Origin of the sequence: Chitinophaga arvensicola, assembly GCF_900110835.1 — a bacterium.
Classification (GTDB): Bacteria; Bacteroidota; Bacteroidia; order Chitinophagales; family Chitinophagaceae; genus Chitinophaga; species Chitinophaga arvensicola.
Map to the genome: position 1 here is coordinate 659637 of NZ_FOJG01000001.1, position 19256 is coordinate 678892.

At 48.1% G+C, this 19256-nt stretch carries 15 protein-coding genes; 7 read left to right on the top strand and 8 right to left on the bottom strand.

The window, feature by feature from the left end; genetic code table 11:
* Window positions 1-12: 12 nt before the first annotated feature.
* Window positions 13-1419, bottom strand: a complete 1407-nt coding sequence (locus BMW79_RS02855) for a PepSY-associated TM helix domain-containing protein (protein WP_089890287.1) — start codon at window positions 1417-1419, stop codon at window positions 13-15.
* Window positions 1420-1581: 162 nt separating this feature from the next.
* The gene (locus BMW79_RS02860; protein WP_089890289.1) at window positions 1582-1884 is read right to left on the bottom strand and encodes a YbaB/EbfC family nucleoid-associated protein; all 303 of its coding nucleotides are present in this window, start codon (window positions 1882-1884) and stop codon (window positions 1582-1584) included.
* Between the two features lie 115 nt (window positions 1885-1999).
* Here BMW79_RS02860 and BMW79_RS02865 point away from each other — a divergent pair, with 115 nt between their 5' ends.
* The 3 genes from BMW79_RS02865 to BMW79_RS02875 all read left to right on the top strand — a co-directional run bounded on the left by BMW79_RS02865 (window position 2000) and on the right by BMW79_RS02875 (window position 6974).
* Window positions 2000-3235: an NAD(P)/FAD-dependent oxidoreductase gene (locus BMW79_RS02865; protein ID WP_245752358.1), complete on the top strand. Its 1236-nt coding sequence runs from the start codon at window positions 2000-2002 to the stop codon at window positions 3233-3235.
* Between the two features lie 14 nt (window positions 3236-3249).
* Complete coding sequence (locus tag BMW79_RS02870) at window positions 3250-4353, top strand: DUF2891 domain-containing protein (RefSeq protein WP_245752359.1); 1104 nt, start codon at window positions 3250-3252, stop codon at window positions 4351-4353.
* A gap of 80 nt (window positions 4354-4433) precedes the next feature.
* Complete coding sequence (locus tag BMW79_RS02875; protein ID WP_089890294.1) at window positions 4434-6974, top strand: DUF3857 domain-containing protein; 2541 nt, start codon at window positions 4434-4436, stop codon at window positions 6972-6974.
* Here BMW79_RS02875 and BMW79_RS02880 read toward each other — a convergent pair.
* The 3 genes from BMW79_RS02880 to BMW79_RS02890 form a co-directional block, all read right to left on the bottom strand.
* Window positions 6971-8164: an FtsX-like permease family protein gene (locus tag BMW79_RS02880; RefSeq protein WP_089890296.1), complete on the bottom strand. Its 1194-nt coding sequence runs from the start codon at window positions 8162-8164 to the stop codon at window positions 6971-6973. The genes BMW79_RS02875 and BMW79_RS02880 overlap by 4 nt on opposite strands.
* Before the next feature lie 9 nt (window positions 8165-8173).
* Window positions 8174-8824 (bottom strand): ATP-binding cassette domain-containing protein, encoded by a 651-nt coding sequence (locus BMW79_RS02885; RefSeq protein WP_089890299.1) that lies wholly within the window; start codon window positions 8822-8824, stop codon window positions 8174-8176.
* A gap of 105 nt (window positions 8825-8929) precedes the next feature.
* Entirely contained in the window at window positions 8930-10729 is a 1800-nt protein-coding gene (locus tag BMW79_RS02890; protein WP_089890301.1) for a DUF4836 family protein, read from the bottom strand.
* A 225-nt stretch (window positions 10730-10954) separates the two neighbouring features.
* Between BMW79_RS02890 and BMW79_RS02895 the strand changes: the two genes are divergently transcribed.
* A complete protein-coding gene (locus BMW79_RS02895) occupies window positions 10955-11221 on the top strand; it encodes a YciI family protein (protein WP_245752360.1) in 267 nt (88 codons plus the stop codon).
* Window positions 11222-11276: 55 nt separating this feature from the next.
* Here the strand turns inward: BMW79_RS02895 and BMW79_RS02900 are convergent, their stop codons facing one another.
* Both BMW79_RS02900 and msrB read right to left on the bottom strand, forming a co-directional pair.
* A complete protein-coding gene (locus BMW79_RS02900) occupies window positions 11277-12293 on the bottom strand; it encodes an SRPBCC family protein (protein WP_177192019.1) in 1017 nt (338 codons plus the stop codon).
* An 87-nt stretch (window positions 12294-12380) separates the two neighbouring features.
* Window positions 12381-12875 carry a peptide-methionine (R)-S-oxide reductase MsrB gene (gene msrB / locus BMW79_RS02905; protein WP_089890308.1) on the bottom strand — a complete coding sequence of 165 codons (495 nt, stop codon included), beginning with the start codon at window positions 12873-12875 and terminating at the stop codon, window positions 12381-12383.
* Window positions 12876-13201: 326 nt separating this feature from the next.
* Here msrB and mutL point away from each other — a divergent pair, with 326 nt between their 5' ends.
* Window positions 13202-15100, top strand: a complete 1899-nt coding sequence (gene mutL / locus BMW79_RS02910) for a DNA mismatch repair endonuclease MutL (RefSeq protein ID WP_089890311.1) — start codon at window positions 13202-13204, stop codon at window positions 15098-15100.
* A 124-nt stretch (window positions 15101-15224) separates the two neighbouring features.
* Here the strand turns inward: mutL and BMW79_RS02915 are convergent, their stop codons facing one another.
* Window positions 15225-16691, bottom strand: a complete 1467-nt coding sequence (locus BMW79_RS02915; protein WP_089890314.1) for a gluconokinase — start codon at window positions 16689-16691, stop codon at window positions 15225-15227.
* Window positions 16692-16772: 81 nt separating this feature from the next.
* Here BMW79_RS02915 and BMW79_RS02920 point away from each other — a divergent pair, with 81 nt between their 5' ends.
* Window positions 16773-18512 (top strand): GMC family oxidoreductase, encoded by a 1740-nt coding sequence (locus BMW79_RS02920; protein WP_089890317.1) that lies wholly within the window; start codon window positions 16773-16775, stop codon window positions 18510-18512.
* Window positions 18513-18529: 17 nt separating this feature from the next.
* Window positions 18530-19225, top strand: coding sequence for a gluconate 2-dehydrogenase subunit 3 family protein (locus BMW79_RS02925; RefSeq protein WP_089890320.1), 696 nt, complete (start codon window positions 18530-18532; stop codon window positions 19223-19225).
* Window positions 19226-19256 lie beyond the last annotated feature (31 nt).

A 19256-nucleotide genomic window follows, 5' to 3' on the forward strand; every position in this document is an offset into this window, starting at 1 on the left:
CCTCCTGAGTAATCAGGCAACCTGTTTAGCACCAGCGCTTTCCTTTGCTTTGGCCGGTGCCTTTGCTCCTTTCTTTTTCTTACGCGTCCGGTTCAGCCACATAATAGTCCCGGTAGTGGGAAAAGTGGCGCCCAGCAAGGCGAGAATGAGCGAAAATATTTTTGAAGGCGTACCAAAGATGGCGCCCGTATGTAATGGCTTTATACTGGCCCGGATCCTTTGCCCGGCGGTCCTTTGCGCAAAGGTTTGGGACTGTAACACCTTTCCGTTGAACTGATCCAGGTAATAGGTAGTAGTAGTAGCTTCATTCACATTACCGGCAGGCAACAGGCTCACCATAAATGCTGCTTCACCGTCTTTCGGTGGAGTGAAGGAATAAAATTTAGCATCCGGAACGGCCTTTTTCACAATAGCCAGCGCCGCTTCATAAGTAATCCTGCTACTGTCTGTTGCAGCGGCCTGTTCAGAAACCGGTGCCACCGACGGCTTTGGAGACACGCCCAATGTAGCGTAAAAAGCCTTGCTAAACCATTCAAACGACCAGGTTAATCCGGTAAAGGCGACTATAAAAAGGAATATAGAGGTATAAAAACCGAGTACCACATGCAGATCGTTGGTCACACGCTTCCAGTTGCCATCCCATTTCACTTTGATCCGTTGCTTGAAAATATTGCGTGTTTTAGGCCACCACAGAATGATACCCGTAATCAGGATAAATAAAAAGATAAAAGTGCTGATACCAGTGATCATTTTGCCAGTAGGCCCGGCCAGTAACCAACGGTGCAGGGAAAATACCTGGTAATAGAAAGATTGCTGATAACTGTATACTTCAATCACCTGGCCGGTATAAGGATTTACGAAAGCAATACGGCCCTTTTCTTTCTTGGGAGCTGCGCCTTCTTTGCCTCCGGATTTCATTTTGTCTTGCCTGTCTGGCTGCGCGTCTTTTTCAGGTGCCGGTTTGGCGGTCTGCGCATCTGCGGCGCTACGATCATCCTGAGATCCGGCTTTCCCTGTTTTTTCGCCGGTAGTTACAATGGCAGCGCCGGGATTGCCCTGCTCTTCATGCCGCTGCCTCTTACTCCCGTCTTTCTCTCCTCCTACTTTTCCTTCTCCCTTTCCACCTTTTTTTCCACCTTTCTTCCCTTCTTCTACCGTCACCTGGATGGTTCGCGCAGGATCGGCAAATAACTGTATCCGGGAAATACTTGCGCCAGGAACGGCTTGTTGTACCAATGCTGCCACCTTGTCGAGCGGCAAACGCTCGCCGGAAGGCATCACATAATAACGGTCGTGATGAAATGCTTCGGTTAATTCCTTCTCAAATACCAGTAAAGCACCGGTTAAACAACTGATGGTAATGACCAGGCCGGCTGTAAGGCCCAGGTATAAGTGTATGCGCCGGAAAAAAACTTTCATGTTGGAATTGATCGTAACTGCAAAGGAACTCCACGCGCGGGTTAATATGGTGTCGAAAACGGAAATTTATTTACGCAATGCAGAATGTCTACAATATTCAAATAAAAAAAATCGTCATATATGCCGCAGGCACATATGACGATCCCATCAATAAACAATATCTTATAACAAGCCTCCCAGCATACCGCCGGTAGCACTCTTGATCTCTGCTTCCCAGGAATTTTCTGCGTCTTTCAGGGCACGGTTTAACGCCGTTACCAGCAGATCTTCCATTTCTTCCTTGTTTTCCGGCGTCAACAGATGCGCGGCTACATCAATACTTTTCACCTGGCGGTTACCATCCACGGTTACTTTCACGGCGCCATCACCGGCCTCACCGGTTAACGTTACAGTTGCCAGACGCACCTTCATTTCCTTCATTTTCTCCTTGATCTGCGACAGCTTTCCAAATATATCACCAAACATATCCTGTGTTTTTAAGAACGGCAAAGATAGCGGAAATTGTTTTACACGGAAAGAAGAGGTATCCGCATAAATGAGCAATTACGTATCTTACTGGCAGGTAATAGCAATAAGCGTAATGGAAACTAAAGTTTGTATCATAGGGGCCGGGCCCGGAGGAGCTACTGCAGCACTGCAGCTCGCCCAGCTTGGCATTGAATGTATCGTAGTAGATAAAGCCGTATTTCCGAGGGATAAAGTCTGTGGAGATGGGCTAAGCGGGAAAGTGCTCACACTCCTCGAACGGATCGACAAAGGCATCGGAGAACGCTTACAGCAAGCCATGTTTAAGGCCGACAGCTGGGGCGTTACCTTCGTAGCCCCCAACCGGATCGGAATGGACATCCCCTACCGGATGGGCTACCAGGAAGATATGAGCAATCCCCGTGGATTTGTCTGCAAACGTATCGACTTCGATAATTTCCTGGTAGACGAAATGAAACGCCGTCCTGAAATTCATCTGTACGAAGGCGTAAGCATCGATAAATATGAACTGGCGCCCGATGGCTACCATCTCTCCAGTAAAGATGGCAACTTCCAGGTAAAAGCCGATATCGTGATTGTAGCCAATGGCGCCCACTCCGGATTTACCCGCGATGTGGCCGGCATCAGAATGGAACCGGAACATTACGTAGCCGGTATCAGGGCCTATTATAAAGGTATCACCGACCTGCATAAAGACAACTTCATTGAATTGCACTTCCTGAAAAACATGCTCCCCGGCTACCTGTGGATCTTCCCGCTTCCAAACGGCGAAGCCAATGTAGGCGTAGGCATGCTCAGCAACTCTGCCCGTAACAATAAAGTAAATCTTAAACAGCTCATGCTGGACACGCTCGCCACCGACCCGGTGATGAAGGAACGCTTTAAAAATGCGGAACTCACCGGTACCATCGATGGTTATGGTTTACCCCTGGGCAGCAAAAAACGTAAACTCCACGGAGAACGCTATATGCTGGTGGGAGATGCCGGCTTCCTCATTGATCCTTTTACAGGAGAAGGTATCGGCAATGCGCTCTACTCCGGCAGAATAGCCGCCCAGCAAGCCGCTGCAGCTATTGAGGCAAAAAACTACTCAGACGCTTTCTTTAATACCTACGACGAAAACGTATACCGCATCCTCGGACCGGAATTACAGGTAAGCACCAAACTGCAGAAACTTATCAAATATCCATGGCTGTTTAATATGCTGATGAAAATGGGCTCCCGCAATAAACAACTGAAAGACCTGATGTCCTGCATGTTCCATGAAGTAGACCTCCGCAAAAAACTGGGCCACCCCATGTTCTATGTAAAATTGTTATTTAACAGATAAAAGTATTTTCCGTCGTGAAGTTTTTAGGCCAGTTATCCGTCATCCTCTTTTCTGCTTTCACCATGAACGCACAGGTACCTTCTCCGCAGCCAAACCAGCCGGCAGCCACCCGCCTCACCCGCGATATCGCCAATAAACTGGCCGAACTGCCGCTGAAATGCCTGGAACTGGAATTTCCCTACAAAACAGGAATCGTTTTTACGGATAGCTCCCTGCTCACCGCCCCTAAGAATTATCATCCCGCGTTCTACGGATGTTTCGACTGGCACAGCAGCGTACACGGACACTGGATGTTGGTAAGACTCCTCAAGTCCTACCCGGACCTGGCCAAAGCTTCGGATATTAAAAGCAAACTGGCCGCTCACCTATCTGCCGAAAACATAAAAGCAGAACAACAACTCTTCAACAGCGCAGAAAATAAAAGCTTTGAACGCATCTATGGATGGAGCTGGCTGCTCCAGCTCCAGAATGAACTGCTCACCTGGAACGACCCGCTGGGTCAATCCATGAGCAAAAATCTGCAGCCACTGGCCTCCCAGTTTTCCGCCGCCTACATCCAGTTCCTCGATAAAATCATGTATCCCATCCGCGTGGGAGAACATACCAACCTGGCCTTCGGCCTTTGCCTGGCATGGGATTATGCCATCACCACCAAAGATGCACCTCTGCAGAAAGCCATTCATGATGCCGCTATCCGCTTCTATGCCGCCGATAAAAATGCACCGGTACAATGGGAACCAGGAGGCTACGACTTCCTCTCCCCCAGCCTGGAAGAAGCAGATCTGATGCGCAGGATATTGCCCGAAGCCGACTACCGTAAATGGTTATACGCCTTTTTACCTGGCCTCTTCGAAAACAAAATCCAGATCCTCCAGGTAGCACAGGTGAAAGACCGTACCGATGGTAAACTCGTTCACCTCGACGGACTAAATCTCAGTCGCACCTGGTGCCTGGAAGCCATCGCCGAGCATGGCGGTAAAAACCAGCAAGCCATCCGCAAACTGGCCCACGAACATATGGAAGCCGGCCTCAAACAGGTATTCAGCGGAAGCTATGCCGGTGAACACTGGCTCGCCTCTTTTGCCGTTTATATGCTGACTATCGGAAAACAACCGTAAATTCAACAACACTTTTTTAATATCCCTATCGTTACCTGTAGTTCCTGACAACCCGAAAAGGTGTATCTATCAAGCTAATTATGCACACCCAAAAGTTCGTTCTATCCCTGCTATTGATCCTGACTGCCATCACGACAACAGCGCAAAAAGTCAATACCAGTCCCACCCCGGCCTGGCTGGCACCTTACACACCCGACCTGACCAAAACTCCCAATGCCAAAAATATCAGCGATGGCTATTATCTGCTACTACTGGAAGAACAGCGACACGCAGAACTGAAAAGCAATTACCAGCATTTCATCCGCAAAATTATCTCAGAAGCAGGTATCCAAAATGGCTCAGAAATTTCGGTAGACTACGACCCACAATACGAAAAGCTTACCTTTCATAAAATCGTGATCCACCGCGACGGAAAAGAAATAAATCTTCTTCCCGGCGCCGCTTTCAAACTCCTGCAAAAAGAACAGGACCTCTCCAGGTTCATCTACAGCGGCACCTACACCGCTTTCCTCATCCTCGAAGATGTGAGAAAAGGAGACCAGATCGAATACGCCTATTCCATCAATGGCGACAACCCCATTTTCAACGGAAAGCTGGACAGCCGCATCTACTTCGTTGCCTATGAACCCATTGTCAACTATTACAAAAACCTGATCATAAGCCCGGAAAGACATATCCGGTTTAAGCTATACAATAATGCCTCCTCCCCGGTGCAAAAAAACTGGAACGGCTTCACTATATACGAATGGAATAAAGTAGATGTCCGGGAAACCGACAACAGCAGCTATGTTCCTTCCTGGTACAATCCCTTCACCCGCGTTCAGGTAAGCGAATATGCCTCCTGGAAAGAAGTAGCAGCCTGGGGTATGAAGATCAACCAGATGCCCGCTCCCGGTGCCGCACTCGCAGGCAAAATAGCAGCACTAAAAAAAGCGGCCAATGGCGACAAAGCCGCGTACCTGCTGCATGCCCTAAGATTCGTACAGGACGATATCCGTTATATGGGCATCGAAATGGGCGAATATTCCCACCGGCCCAATCACCCGGACAAAGTGCTGGCCCAGCGCTTCGGCGATTGTAAAGATAAAGCCCTGTTGCTCTGCTCCATGCTGCGCGCGAACGATATTACCGCCAACATGGCCTATGTGAATACAGATATAAAAGGCGGCGTCAGTGATGTATTGCCTTCTCCCAACGCCTTTAATCATGCCATTGTGCAGGTGCTGCTGGATGGTAAAACCTATTGGCTCGATGGCACCATGTCTTATCAGCGTGGCCAGCTGGCCGGTTTCTGCGAACCAAACTACCAGCAGGCACTCGTAATAACCGATACCACTACCCAACTCACCGCCATCAAACCGGTAACCAGAGGCAAAATAAACGTCCGCGAAATATTCACCCTGCCGGCAGAGGAAACCAAAGACGGGAAACTGGATGTCATCACTGCCTATCACCGCGATGAAGCAGACGCCCAACGCGCAGAACTGGCGGGCACCAGTATGAAGGATAAAGAAAAATCCTACCTGAACTTTTATAAGAAGTTATATGGAGATGTGACCATTGAAGAGGGCATCAGTACACAAGACAGTGCCACCGCCAATATTGTCCGCGTTAATGAGAGCTACCTGGTACATCATATCTGGAAAAGAGACAGCAGCACCAACAAGCTCCTGTTCAGCACCAACGCGCAGTGCTTTTATGATATTTTGTCCAATATTACAGACGATCAGCGGAAAATACCGGTAACATTGCGTTATCCATATGATCTCGACTACCAGATTGTATTGCACACACCCACCGAATGGACGTTGGATCAAACGCCCGTGAACATCAAAAACGATTATTACACCTTTGATTATGCGGCGGAGAAAGACGGGAAAACGGTCACCTTATCTTATCATTTCAAAACTTTCAGCGATCATATCCCGGTAAAATATATACCGCAATATGTGAAAGAACTGAAACAGATGAATGAAACCACGTCCATGGATCTCACCTGGCAGCCGGATCTGGCCGGATCCAGGCGTCCGGAAGGAAAGGTAAACTGGCTGGCAGTAGCGCTCGCGCTATTATCTGCTGCCGCCTTTGCACAACTGGCCACCGTATATTACAAACACTCTGTAGCACCAGCCGGCGACACTCCGGACCCGTTGCCTATCGGCGGTGGATTGGCCCTGCTGGCCATCGGTTTAGTATTTACACCGCTGGGAGAAGTAACCGGCATCTGTAAAATGTCTGTATTCAACTACAGCTACTGGATTGGTATCACCAACAGGCAGGATATCGGCAACATCACAGTGGTACAGCTTTTCCTGATCATGGAAATGATCATCAGTGTGTTCATGCTGGCATACAGCGTTTTGCTGGCGGTGCTGTTCTTTAACAGACGGGATACCTTCCCTGTCTCGCTGGCCACTTTTTACTTTATCACCACTCTTTTTATTTATGCAGATAATGCGCTGAATCAGTATTTCTTCAAGACGGAAAACGCCCAGGGGTTGATCAGTGTAAATTCAATACTGTGGCCACTTTTACGGATGGCCATCTGGATTCCGTATCTGCTCACTTCTGAAAGAGGTAAAACTACTTTTATAGTACCTTATCGTTCACCACAGCACTAAATATTATTGACGTACTTCCTGACGGTCAGCACGTTAACGATATACACCAGTCCCAGTACCAGCGCAATACCTGCTAATACAGGTACGCCGGGTAAGGTGCTCACCTCCATCTGATGCTGCGCCAGCGCCGTGGCAGCCCAGTATTGCAAACCCGTTACCAGTATCAGTGACAATACACCTATAATAATATATAACGGCACAAACTGTCGCAGCAGGTAACGTTGCAGCTGCCGGGGCGCGGTACCCAATATCACAAGCAACTGGATTTCCCGCTTGCAGGAAGCAATTACCAGCTGGATAAACATGCTGAATACCAGCAGGGCGAAGAATAATAAGATCAATCCGAAAAAGCCAACCACTGATACAATGGTTTGTACAATCATCCTGGTTTTGCTGAATTTCAGCTTGTCCTGGTTGGTGGTATAACCGTTATCGGCCAGGAACTTCACCAGGTCGGGGTTCGAAGGATCGGGGGTTTTAATGATCACCCGCGAGGTGCCTGGTGCAGCAGTGATCCCATACTTTTCATTAGCCCAGGCCATAAAAGAAGCTGGTACCAGGAAAGAGGAGATGCGGTCCGAAAAACCAACAATGTGCCCCATGTATTGCTCAGATACCTGGTTATTGGAAATATTCACCTGTAAGGGCAGCGCCTTTACTGTTTCCTGTGAAATCTGCGGCAGATCCTGGCTCAGCGAGAACCCGAAGTTATAAAGATTAAGAAAGTCGTTGGGCAGGATAATCGGAATGGTCCTATCACCGTTGCTCCATTTCCAGTCTTCCGCTTTCACATCCAGGAAACTGTCGGGCACTGCTTCAAAAAACATATCTGTAGCGAAATGTAATTCTCCCGGGGCCTGGATCACCACTTTATACTGACTGGAGGTAACTAACCCGAAAGCCTGTACGAAGGGCTGTTTTTTTATGGTTTCAATTTCTTCAGGGGAGAACATGCTTTTGCCCGACTGCCCCATCATGGCGTTGGTGATGGTTTTATTGAGTACCAGGAAATCGGCGGTTTCATTCTGATTTTTGTGGCTGTACAGCAGCTGGCTGAAATTGGAATGTGCCTGGATGGCAATGAGGATCAGCAGCATAGCGATACCAAGGCCAACGGCCGCCATCAGGAAGCGGGTTTTCCCCACGCCGGTTTGTATAATTTTCTTCAGTAGTTCGAAAAAAGGACGCATGAAACAACATTAAAGATGATAATGCACATCATAAGGAAAGTGCTGGTCATTATCCAGGTCAGTTAAAATGAACCCGGCGTTGCGGGCCCTGCATTCGTCAGCAATGAGTGCGGCGGCGCGCTGTGTGTTTTCTTCATCGAGGTGACTGAAGGGTTCATCCATCAGGAGCCACTGGAAGGGTTGCACCAGGGCGCGGATAATAGCGATCCGCTGCCGCTCGCCATAGGAAAGGGTTTTGCCACTTTGCTCCAGCACATGTGATACATTGAGCCTGGCAGCCATTTCATCGATCTTTTCAGGAGGATAATAAGGCTTTGGCTCCATTACCCGTTTCAGGGTAATGTTTTCCCGGGCGCTAAGCTGTTCAAACAGGCGCAAGTCCTGGAATATGATGCTGATCTGCTGCTGCCGCATTATGGCAATTTCATTTTTATTGTAGGCCTGCCACGGTTGTCCGTTTACCTGCACTTTTCCCGTATAGTCGTAACGGATATGATACAGGTAGTGGATCAGCGTTGTTTTGCCGGTACCGGATGGCGCTTTAATCTTCACGAAATTGCCGGGCTGAAAGGTCACGTCCTGGTTCCAGATATCCGACGTCCTTTGCCGGAGTTTGTCCTGCAAGGGAATGGGCATCAGGTGATTGAGCTGAATCTGCATAATGGCATATACTGTTAACGAAAGCGAATATAATTGATATATTTTACGCAAAAGAAAAGGGCGCAATGGAGATGCTCCTGCGCCCTTTCCTGGTAATATTATTGCTTAGTTTGGAGCAACAACAGAATCAACCGGTGCTGATCCGGCAAATACGCTGTCTTCATATGCTCTGTCCTTGGCTTTCTTAGCCTGCATTATTTTCACAGTTTCAGTACCGAGGTTAATCAGTTGTACCAGGCTGTTCTGATCTTTATTTTTAAAGGTCAGAACGGCTTCTGCGTGCTGAACATCGCTGCCATCCGCTTTGCTGGTGAATGTGACATCTTTCAGCAGGTCTTTGGCTTTTTTCACCACTACCTTTTCGTCGCCATCTACTTTATCTTCAGGGATTACGCTGGTTACTTTCTCCAGATCTACATAACCACCCATCATGGTGCCTTTGATTTTGCTTTCGATACCATCAGGTAATTTGATATGACCATTGCCGGCCAGGTATTGCTGCAGCAATACGCTATCGGAGCCCAGGGTCACAAATTTCTCTGTGATAGACATGGCAGGCATAGTAGCTGCTGCCATTGGGTTTACTACAGCATAATGATCTCCTTCGCGGGTGAATACCTCTTTCAGCATTGGAGAAGTCATCAGTTTATTGAATGCGTCTTTGTTACCTACTTTCAGGCTGAATATCCATTTAGCGTCTGGTTTCTCTGTGAATTCGCCGGGGTAATAAGGAGATTCTTTTTTGGTGATAGCGAAATCGGATGCTACATAAGTCAGCTGACCTTCGAAAGCATTCAGTACGTCATCCATAGATAAGCCGGATTTGCCCATCATGATATTTACCATACCGTCCATGCCGGTAGCTTTCACGATATCGCCGATCATGCGGAAGTCGAAGGCATAGGAAATGAAACCGGTTACGTTTTCAGAAGGATACTTCTTCAACATGTCCAGGTCAATTTCTTTCTTGCCATATTTTTTGTAGATCGCGGCCAGTTCTTTACCCAGGAAGGTATTGGCATTGAACAGGATTTTACCGTTTTCGAAGTTAATAGTACCAGTATAGAAAGATCCTTCCATCAGTTTTTTCACATTGGCAGGGATCATGGTCAGTTGACCGCTATTGTAGATAGCTTCCGGGTTCACGAAAACGCCAGCATCCGCGCTTTCCTTCAGTAATTTTGCAAAAGCATCGATAGAACCGGCAGATTCTTCTTTTTTCAGGTGAAACAGGTGATCTACTTCCGCTACCCAGCCTTTGATTTCAGCATCGGTGTCGATGAGTACATTGGCAGCAGGTACGGCAATGGCAGCAGGTTCAGCTACAGCGCTGTCGGTGATAGGTTCATCTGTTGGATAATCAGGAGTAGATGAACCGCCTGGTGCATATCTTTCCAGGTTACTTGGATCTACTGCACTGATATAAATAACGGCAGATTTGTTCCAACCGATAACGGCATGTTGTTTTTCTTCCCAGATATATTTGAAATCACTTTGTGTTTTCAGGGAGAAGTTAGCGATGTTCTTTTTCAGATAAGCTTCAAATTTATCCGCATCTTTCAGACTGGCAGTGAGGCTCACATAAGATTTGTGTTCAGCTGGCTGTCCCTGGAATACTACGGAGGCAAAGAAATGGCTTTGCATGTCGATACCGGAGTTTTCGGCATCTTTCCAGACTTTCATCACTTCGTTGGCGGTATCTTTACTCTGAGTGGCTTCAAACAGTTTATCCATGGTAATACCATTGGTAACCAGTTTATTGGTAAGTTGTTTGGCATTCAGTTCTATTACTATTCCGGCTGTTTTCGGAATATACCGGCTCTCATCGGGAGTTTTGGAGCAGGACGACAGCATTACCGCTGTAGTCACAGCGGCTAACAAAACTTTGGAAATTGATTTTTTCATAAAAGCATTAAAAAATTAAGAGATGATTCGGAGCAACACGAGATCTAACATACATTCCCACTATCGTGGTATTTCATTCGTGCAAAAGTACGTATATTTTTGTAGCGCATATGTCTGATTTTTCGCAGTTGCAATACAATATTTCAATACTGATTAAGTTTATACCTTTGCTACTACTATGAAACTATTACTAAATACCATAGAAAAACCATTATGTTCCTGATCATGCTACAATACATACGGCCCGTCGCGGCTGTAGAGCACTACATGGAGGCGCACACCGCTTTCCTGCAAAAGTACTACGACAGTGGTCGGTTTATCTTATCGGGTCGGCGAAAGCCCAAATCCGGGTCTGTCATTCTGTGCAATGCTTCCAGCCGCAAGGAGGTAGAAGAGATTATGAGTGAAGATCCGCTGGAAAAGTACCAGCTGGCGCTTTATGAGATTATAGAATTTGAGCCAACCAAGTATGCCAGCACACTGGGAAAATAGTATTTCCCCCTTGTAATGCCGTGCCAATCGCTTTTGCTTCTTTACTTCCGGATGATTACTTCATAAAGTAAATGACTTTCGTCAGCCATTTGCTACTGTCCTTTTCTTTGCCCGGATCAGTCACATACATTTCTATAGTGGGTCGAACAATTTTCTTCCCTTTATCGGTTATAAAATTCTGGATAGCCACATGTGCATTGGCTATTTTGCTGTAGGGTCCTACATAATCCGCATAGGCTGCCTGTGCTGCTGGCAGGGTAATAATTTCATATCCTGGCGCTGGTTTACTGCCTTCCGGTACCGGGATCGCTGCTGCCATGTCTGTTTGCTGCAGTTTCCGGTCCCAGGTGAAGAAGATACCACAAGGTACACCCGGCTGTAGATTGGCAGCCTGTGCTGCGTTGTAGATCGTTTCCAGGTTTTTGCGGTAATAGTCGGTAATCCTGCTTATCTGGACTGTTTTTCGTACGGCCGCATACGTAGTGGCCGGGAAATTCATTTCCTTTACCGTTACATCAATTCCATTTGGTGCACCCGGACCTTTTACTTCAGCTTCGGCCATGCTCTTCAGGTTGTTTAGTCCCCGGTCGAAATCCTTTTCCAGCGCGCCTTTCATAAAAAGGGTCATCACGTTCTGCGGGCGGTCGTAATGGGTATCAAATCCCCAGGTCACTTTGGTTTTGCCGGCAGCTTCCGATAACTGGAAGAATACATCCGACTCCGAAGCAAAAGGAGTAATAAAGGTAAGTTTCTGGGTAACGGATTTATAAGGATCCATGGAAAGATGCTGCAGCTTGCCTTCCCCGATTTTGCTTCCTTTCCAGGAATCTACGGCACCAATGGTACCATCATCACCGGACACAGTAAACCTGGCGGTCGAATCCATCAGTTTCCAGGTATTCCACTCATTAAATTTTTCGAATCTGACAATATCATTCCATACAATCGCCGAGGGAGCATTTATTTCCACCGAACGCGCCACATGTATGGTTGTGGGCGCCACAAAGATCAGCACTATGGCAATAAACAGGATGATTCCTATAATCCAGGCGAGTGTTTTAAGTACTTTCATGACTGTCGGGGGTTGATGATAATAAAAATACGTCTTTTTATTGTTCAACCGACACATCACGCTGGCAATCAGGCAGAAGAATGTTGGCTACGCTGGCTCCTGGTCGTTTGTTTTGTTGTCCTGCTGATAGTGCTCATCCGCTTCCTGCGCTTTTTCAAAGTCGAGGATCACGGAGTTGATACAGTAACGAAGGCCGGTAGGCGGCGGGCCATCGTCGAATACATGTCCAAGATGTGACTTGCAACGGCCACACAATACTTCTGTACGATGCATCCCATGACTGTTGTCCGGGGCATAGATGACACTGGTTTTGGTAAGTGGCTGAAAAAAACTTGGCCACCCGCAGCTGCTGTCAAATTTGGCATCCGAAATAAATAAAGGATTCCCGCAGGCAGCACAGTAATAACTACCGTTCTCCTTGCTGTTCCAGTATTTTCCCGTAAAAGCCCATTCTGTTCCCTTTTCCCTGGCAATGTTATACACCTCCGCTGGCAGCACTTCCTTCCATTGTTCATCCGTCAGATTTACTTTGCTGGTATCAGTATGGGAGTAAATGTCCCCCTTCTTTTTTCCATCTTCCATTGATTTCTTTTTTTCGCCGTTTTATGGGTAAGTAACAGTTGGTAACACCCTGATAGAGATATTCAAAATTATCAGATTCCATAGGTAGATATGTAATGTTTTCATTCGTTAACTTCTCATTAACACTATCATGCGTCAAGTTTTTTGTTGGCCGGATCATTTTTTATCTCTACTTAAATTACGTATGAACAAGCATAATGGATTGTTATTTCCTGCAAATCAAGCGGGTAATTAACAAAACAGTTAGTTTTTTGTTTAAAACTGTCTGATAATCACCGATGAGCAACTGCATATAAATTGTTAACTTTACAGCAAAAGGCTAGTAAGTGGCGGATATCATCAATTTATTACCAGACAATATAGCGAACCAGATAGCTGCAGGGGAAGTGATACAAAGACCGGCATCAGCGGTAAAAGAATTACTTGAAAATGCAGTGGATGCAGGTGCTACGGAGATTCAGCTGATCATAAAAGATGCAGGCAAAGAGTTAGTGCAGGTAATTGATAACGGCGGCGGTATGAGCGAAACAGATGCCCGGATGTGCTTTGAACGCCATGCTACCTCCAAAATACAATCCATCGAAGATCTGTTCCAGATTACCACTATGGGATTCAGAGGGGAAGCCCTCGCTTCCATTGCGGCCGTTTCCCAGGTAGAACTCAAAACCCGTAAAAAAGGCGCTGAAGTTGGTACCTATGTGGAAATAGACAACAGCTTCGTCAATAAACAGGAACCCTGCCAAACCGCTGAAGGTACCAGCATTGCCATGAAAAACCTGTTCTTCAATGTGCCCGCCCGCAGAAATTTCCTCAAAAGCAACGCAGCGGAAATGAGACACATTGTTGACGAGTTCATCCGTGTGGCCATGTCCTTCCCGCAACTGCAATTTTCCCTGGTCAACAATAACCAACAACTTTTCCACCTGGATAAAGGATCGCTTAAACAGCGCATCGTAGCTATCCTGGGACAACATTATAACGCAAGACTGGTCAGCGTAAAGGAAACTACCGACTACATGAATGTGTACGGATTTGTAGGAAAGCCTGAAACCGCCAAGAAAACAAGGGGCGACCAGTTCTTCTTCGTCAATAACCGCTTTATCAAAAGCTCTTACCTGAACCATGCAGTCATGAACGCCTTCGCCGATATCATCCCGGCAGATGGATTCCCCCTGTATGTGCTCTTCATTGACGTAAACCCCGAACATGTAGACATCAACGTACATCCTACCAAACAGGAAATCAAGTTCGATGATGAAAAACTCATGTACGCCTTCGTACAATCTGCTGTAAAGCACTCACTGGCCCAGTTCAGCATTACCGCTACCCTGGACTTCGACCTGGACCCAAGTATCCAGGCACTCGATGCCGTGAGCAAACCCTTTACCGCCCAACAGCAGAACGAATCTACCCAGAGCCCGCTGTATAAGTCGTTTACCCAGGCCAACCAGGCCCACATGATCGACAAAAGCAGCAACAGCAGTAACCTGAAACACTGGAAAGATCTGTACGAAACCAATAGCAACGACAACTACAGCGAAAGCACCTATACCATCGCACCGGAGCCGGAAACAAGACCAGCTGTGACTTACGAAAGTCAGCCACACGCTACTGCTTCCGTCATCGACGAACGCTGGCAGGACACCGCCACCGATCAGAAAGTGCCCGTACAGGTACACCAGCAATACATCCTGTCACAGATAAAATCCGGTTTTATCCTGATAGATCAGCAGGCCGCACATGAAAGAATCCTCTACGAGCGCTACCAACGCGCCCTCCAGGAAACACCCATGGCTACCCAGCAAAGCCTCTTTCCGCAAACTCTGCAACTGCCACCCGCAGATGCAGCCCTGATCAGCGAAATGCTCGGCGACCTGCAAACACTGGGCTACGACCTGGAACCATTCGGTAATAATACCTTCATTGTACGCGGTACTCCCGCCGATATCCAGAACGGTAACAACCAGGCCACCATCCAGAACCTGCTGGAACAATTCAAAAACTTCAGCCACGAACTGAAAGTAAATACCCGCGAGCAACTGATCCGCTCTATGGCACGTAACAACGCCATCCCGGCCGGTAAAATCCTGGCTGCCCGCGAAATGCAGAATATCATCGATGAACTCTTTGCCTGCAGCATGCCTAATGTGGCGCCCGGCGGCAAGTTCACCTTCATCTCTTTCAAACTCACCGACCTCGCAAGGATGTTTGAAAGAGGGAATTAACAGATTTTTCTTACCATTGATATGATAAAGGGAGATAGAAAACGGTAAAACCGCTTCTATCTCCTTTCAGTTTTAAGATCGTTTGCCTGTGTATGTTTCAGGTGAATCTGGTCCCAGAGGCACGCTACTCTCCCGCCAAACTTTCCTCGATCTGTTCATACAGCTTCAAAAATACTTTGTACTTCTTCCGGTACGCCGCCAGTTTACCAGCATCCGGTGTAAATACAGTTTGCGCCTCTTCAGGTGCCACATCCTGCCACCCGAGCACACCGGCTGCCAGTTGTATGGCGCCCAGTGCAGAAGCGTCGCTTTCCTGCTGCAGGTGCATTTCCTGCCCAAATATGTCCGCCATCAGCTGAATCCAGCCCGGAGCGTTCGTGAAACCGCCACTCACTGAAACTTTAAGGACGGGTCCGGTCGTTTCTTCCAGCGCTTCCTTAATACTCAGCAACGCAAAACAAATTCCCTCCAGTACCGCCCGGGTAAAATGTGCCGGCGTATGCTGGGGCTGAATACCGATAAAAGCAGCCGTAGCGTGGCTGTTCCAAACCGGTGCCCTTTCCCCGAGGAGATACGGCAAGCAAAGCAGCTTCCCCGGATCGGTGTGCAGCGCCTCGCTCACAAGGTCATTGAGCGCGCTCAAAGGTTGTTTCAAAAAGTCCCGTACCAGCCATTGCAATACCACGCCGCCATTGTTGGAGGCGCCTCCGGTAATATATATATCGTCTGTTAATAAGTAGGTGAACAGGCGGCCACGGGCGTCGGTGAGTGGCTGTTTTCCGGCCATCCTTACGGCTCCGCTGGTGCCAATGGTGAGTGTAGCATGACCAGCATCCATGGCGCCACTTCCCAGTTGTGCAAGACAACCGTCGCTGCCGCCTATTATAAAAGGCGTATCTGCAGGAATGCCCATGGTGGCGGCCAGCACGGGCGACAAGCCACTTACCTGGTAATTCGCGGGAACCGGCACGGGCAATTGTGCCGCCGTGATCCCCGCTACCCCGAGCGCAGTGTCATTCCAGCGGAGTGTGTGAATGTCGAACAGGCCTGTAGCGGAAGCTATGGAATGATCTGTTACCCATCTCCCGAAAAAATGATGGAAGATATACTCCTTGATGCCAGGGAACATCACTGCCCGCGCGAACAAGGCAGGTTGCTGCTCCCGCAGCCAGCAGATCTTACAGAGCGGCGACATGGCATGAACAGGCGTTCCGGTTTGGCGGTAGATCAACCGGCCTTCCGCGGTATCCCGCAATGCCAGGGCCTGTGGCTCACTCCGGTTGTCGGCCCAGATGATCAGCGGGGTTAGTGCTGCTCCCGATCCATCAATAGCCATGATGCTGTGCATGGCGCTACTAAAGGAAATCGCCGCAGGAGCACCCCCTACTTCCGCCACCACTGCGCGTATGCCGGCAATTACAGCATTCAGGATCACTTCCGGATCCTGCTCACTGTATCCGGGTTCCGGATGATCCGTAAGATATGCCTGCTGAAATACCCCCAGAATTTTGCCGTTCATCCCCCGCACAATCGATTTTGTACTGCTGGTACCGATATCTACACCAATAATATATGCTGTATGATCACTCATAAAAAAAACCTCTCTTTTTCCGCATTTAATTTATAGATTTAAAACCGGTGTTCTTCTAAAAAGTCTAAAATATCCACGCAAATGGCTTTCGAAATCAAAAAACAGGGGAAGGTTTATGACGTTTGTATTGTTGGTTCAGGTGCCGGAGGAGGCATGGCCGCAAAGATCCTGTCAGATGCCGGACTCAAAGTAGCGCTCCTGGAAGCAGGTCCGAAATATGATCCTGCAGATCCGGAGCAATCGACTCAATTGAAATGGTCTTATGAATCGCCCAGAAGAGGCGCCAGTACTACCCGTCCATTCGGCGACTTTGATGCTGCCTACGGCGGATGGGAAATTGATGGTGAACCTTACACAAGAAAAAACGGTACTGAATTCGACTGGTTCCGCTCCCGTATGTTAGGGGGCCGAACAAACCACTGGGGCCGCATTTCACTGCGCTTCGGACCCCGCGACTTCAAGCACAAAAGCTATGACGGTCTGGGCGACGATTGGCCGATCACGTACGACGATGTAGCACCTTTTTACGACCGGGTAGATAAGATGATCGGCGTTTTTGGTTCCAAAGAAAACATGCCCAACGAGCCGGATGGCTTTTTCCTGCCTCCGCCAAAACCGAGATTACATGAGCTGATGGTAAAAAAGGCAGGCGACCGTTTAGGCATTCCCGTTATCCCGGCACGTCTGTCTATATTAACCCGCTCTGTGAATAAAGATCGCAGTCCGTGCTTCTATTGCAGCCAATGTAGCCGCAGCTGTAAAGTATATGGCGACTTCTCCTCTTCTTCTGTACTGGTGAATCCGGCTATGAAAAGCGGACACGTTGACCTGTACACTAATGCCATGGTGCGGGAAGTGCTGACAGACGGCAGCGGTAAAGCGACTGGTGTAGCCTATGTAGACAGAAATGATCTGCAGGAATATTCTGTTAATGCAAAAGTAGTAGTGCTGGCAGCCAGCGCCTGTGAATCGGCCCGCCTGCTGCTGAACTCAAAATCTGCCAAACATCCCAACGGGCTGGCTAACTCCAGCGGCGTAGTCGGTAAATATCTTCATGACTCCACCGGTTCTTCCAGGAGCGGTTTCCTCCCTCACCTGATGGACCGCAAGCGGTACAATGAAGATGGCGTGGGCGGCATGCACATGTATGTGCCCTGGTGGGAAGATAATAAGAAGCTGGATTTTGCCCGTGGCTACCATATTGAATTTGGTGGTGGTATGCATATGCCTACCTATGGCTACGGATTCGGCATGGAAAATATGAACGGAAAATATCCTGGTCGTGATGGTAAAACCAAACCGGCAGGTGGCTACGGCGCCTTGCTGAAAGATGACTACCGCCGCTTCTATGGCGCCCACATCGGCTTTGCCGGCAGGGGTGAATGTATTGCCCGCGAAGATAACTACTGTGAAATAGATCCGAATGTGGTAGATAAATATGGTATTCCGGTGTTACGTTTCAACTACACCTGGAGCGACCATGAAATAAAGCAGGCCAAGCACATGCAGGATACCTTTGAACAGATCATTCATGAAATGGGCGGTGTGGCCAATGGCACTAAACCTGGCGCCGACACCAAATACGGACTGGAAAATCCGGGCCGTATTATTCATGAAGTAGGTACTACCCGCATGGGCGACGATCCAAATAAATCAGTACTGAATAAATTTAACCAGGCGCATGAAGTAAAAAATCTCTTCGTGGTAGATGGTGGCGCATTTGTGTCGCAGGCAGATAAAAATCCTACCTGGACCATCCTGGCCCTGTCTATGCGGGCATCTGAATATATTGTGGATCAATTGAAAAAACAGAATCTCTAATCTTTTAAGTTTTTTTCATGGATAGAAGAGAATCACTGAAAGCACTGGCGCTGGGCACCTTGTCCGTTGGCACCATCCTGGCAGCCACTGGTTGTGAAGATAAAAAAGGCGCCACCGGTGCATCCGAGCATCCCAATGTTACCACAGCGGGATATGGCCGTACACCGGAAGAAGCAGCCCGCGATAAAGCACTGGCGGATGAAAAGTTTTTCACACCGGCAGAAATGAAGACCATCACCATCCTGGCGGATATCATCATTCCGGCAGACGAACATTCCGGCAGCGCTTCCGAAGCTAAGGTGCCGGAGTTTATAGAATTCATCGTAAAAGACATACCGGAACACCAACTGCCGATGCGGGGAGGATTACGCTGGCTCGATGTACAATGCGCCAAACGATTTAATAAATCGTTCGCAGAAAGCAGTGAGCAACAACGCATCGAAGTAGTGGACCTCATTGCTTACCCGGAAAAAGCGTTGCCGGAAAACAGCCAGGGCGTTGCGTTCTTTAACCGGATGCGCAACCTGACCGCCACCGGCTTCTTCACCAGTAAGCCCGGCATCAAAGACCTCAATTACATCGGCAACACTCCCAACGAATGGGACGGTGTTCCTGACGATGTACTGAAACAGTACGGTTATGCCTACGACGAGCGGACACTGGCCATCAGCCTGAAAATGGAAGACAGGGGCAAACTGATGACCTGGGATTAACAAGACCAGAACTTGCTATTTCATAATTTAA

Coding starts and splice junctions, on each gene's coding strand:
- BMW79_RS02855 (WP_089890287.1), bottom strand. CDS start 1,419: ATGAAAGTTTTTTTCCGGCGCATACACTTATACCTGGGCCTTACAGCC.
- BMW79_RS02860 (WP_089890289.1), bottom strand. CDS start 1,884: ATGTTTGGTGATATATTTGGAAAGCTGTCGCAGATCAAGGAGAAAATG.
- BMW79_RS02865 (WP_245752358.1), top strand. CDS start 2,000: ATGGAAACTAAAGTTTGTATCATAGGGGCCGGGCCCGGAGGAGCTACT.
- BMW79_RS02875 (WP_089890294.1), top strand. CDS start 4,434: ATGCACACCCAAAAGTTCGTTCTATCCCTGCTATTGATCCTGACTGCC.
- BMW79_RS02880 (WP_089890296.1), bottom strand. CDS start 8,164: ATGCGTCCTTTTTTCGAACTACTGAAGAAAATTATACAAACCGGCGTG.
- BMW79_RS02885 (WP_089890299.1), bottom strand. CDS start 8,824: ATGCAGATTCAGCTCAATCACCTGATGCCCATTCCCTTGCAGGACAAA.
- BMW79_RS02890 (WP_089890301.1), bottom strand. CDS start 10,729: ATGAAAAAATCAATTTCCAAAGTTTTGTTAGCCGCTGTGACTACAGCG.
- BMW79_RS02895 (WP_245752360.1), top strand. CDS start 10,955: ATGCTACAATACATACGGCCCGTCGCGGCTGTAGAGCACTACATGGAG.
- BMW79_RS02900 (WP_177192019.1), bottom strand. CDS start 12,293: ATGAAAGTACTTAAAACACTCGCCTGGATTATAGGAATCATCCTGTTT.
- msrB (WP_089890308.1), bottom strand. CDS start 12,875: ATGGAAGATGGAAAAAAGAAGGGGGACATTTACTCCCATACTGATACC.
- BMW79_RS02915 (WP_089890314.1), bottom strand. CDS start 16,691: ATGAGTGATCATACAGCATATATTATTGGTGTAGATATCGGTACCAGC.
- BMW79_RS02920 (WP_089890317.1), top strand. CDS start 16,773: ATGGCTTTCGAAATCAAAAAACAGGGGAAGGTTTATGACGTTTGTATT.
- BMW79_RS02925 (WP_089890320.1), top strand. CDS start 18,530: ATGGATAGAAGAGAATCACTGAAAGCACTGGCGCTGGGCACCTTGTCC.